This is a genomic window from Fictibacillus aquaticus (assembly GCF_002245695.1).
Classification (GTDB): Bacteria; Bacillota; Bacilli; order Bacillales; family Fictibacillaceae; genus Fictibacillus; species Fictibacillus aquaticus.
On the sequence record NZ_NOII01000085.1, the window covers coordinates 1 to 1151 of the forward strand.

General features: G+C 43.2%; 1 protein-coding gene. It reads left to right on the plus strand.

What is annotated here, in order from left to right; genetic code table 11:
• Window positions 1-888, plus strand: an 888-nt coding sequence (locus CGZ90_RS20045; RefSeq protein WP_106408336.1) for a glycosyl hydrolase family 18 protein, incomplete at its 5' end; no start/stop codon positions are given.
• Between the last annotated feature and the right edge of the window lie 263 nt (window positions 889-1151).

The window sequence follows — 1151 nt, forward strand, 5'->3', positions numbered from 1 at the left end:
TATGTTGCCATGTTCAGCTATCAGGTGAAAAAGGATGGCAGTCTGACAGCTATCAAAGATTCGCAAGCCATCGCTGAAACAAAGAAATCAGGTGCTGAACCGATGATGGTGTTAACGAACTTTGCTGACGGCAACTTTTCACCAGAGGTTGCTCACAATATTTTCACGGATAAAACGGCCTCCAACAGCCTCATCCAAGGTGTAATCCAGACAATGAAAGCAAAAGGATACAAAGCCTTGAACATTGACTTTGAGCATATCAAGGAAAAAGATCGTGAGCTGTATAATGGATTTTTAGAAACCATTATTCCAAAGGTACAAAAAGAAGGATTTATCGTTTCAACGGCACTTGCTCCGAAAACGAGCGATGAGCAGGCAGGACCGTGGCACGGTGCACATGACTATAAACGCCACGGAGAGCTCGCAGATTTCGTAGTGCTGATGACGTATGAGTGGGGATGGTCAGGCGGTCCGCCGATGGCTGTAGCTCCAATTCCGCAAGTAAAGAAAGTTGTGGAATATGCTCTTTCTGAAATACCTGCAAACAAAATCGTGATGGGTGCTCCGCTTTACGGTTATGACTGGGAACTTCCTTATAAAAAAGGCAATAAGTTCGCTAAACGTATCGCTCCTGCTGAAGCAGAAGACCTTGCGATTAAGGAAAATGTGAATGTTCTTTTTGACAATGAGGCACAGGCGCCATACTTCACTTACACTTCTGATGACGGGAAGAAGCATGAAGTGTGGTTTGAGAACGATGAAAGTGCACAGGCAAAGAACCAGCTTGTGAAGAAATACAAACTGCGCGGTCTTGCATACTGGGTGCTTGGCGAGCCTTTCCCTGAAAACTGGATGCATCTAGAGGATCAATTCACGATTAAGAAATAATGGCAGAGAAGCAAAAAACCGGGCCGCAATGGCTCGGTTTTTTGATTGTTCATTTTTGCTGTATCTGCTCTTGCCGTACCATGCTTCAGCCCCGCGTATATAGAGCAAGCAAGATTACGGAACAAAAAAGTCTCTTATAAAAATGAACAAGTTGTCTGTTTTCCTTCCTGACCAAAATAGCAGATACAAGGACTTACAAGAGTGAATAGTACTTTTAGAATAAATTTCACATTTAGCGAGATACTTGCAGTAGAAAAAAGTTT